The sequence below is a fragment of the Streptococcus pseudopneumoniae genome, from assembly GCF_001072315.1.
GTDB classification, from domain to species: Bacteria; Bacillota; Bacilli; order Lactobacillales; family Streptococcaceae; genus Streptococcus; species Streptococcus pseudopneumoniae_R.
In genome coordinates, this window is the sequence record NZ_JVLI01000051.1 from 1 (window position 1) to 252 (window position 252).

The 252-nt window shown below is 35.7% G+C and carries 1 pseudogene; it reads right to left on the reverse strand.

The window, feature by feature from the left end:
• Window positions 1-226 (reverse strand): annotated as a pseudogene (gene tnpA / locus ADH54_RS11065) (IS200/IS605 family transposase); the annotation flags it as partial.
• Window positions 227-252 lie beyond the last annotated feature (26 nt).

Here is a 252-nt window from a genome sequence, read left to right on the forward strand (position 1 = left end):
GAAACACTTATCCTTGGTGGAATACTTACTAACATATGTACATGGTCTGGCATTAAGTGACCCTCGATAATTTCAACTCCTTTATAACTACACAAGCGATGAAATATTTCTCCTAAACTACTTCGATATTGATTATAGATTACTTTTCGTCTATACTTAGGGGTGAACACAATGTGATAGAACAGTGCCACTTTGTGTGCGATAAACTATGTGCCTTTTGTGCCATATTTTTCTCCTTTCGCTTTACAATTG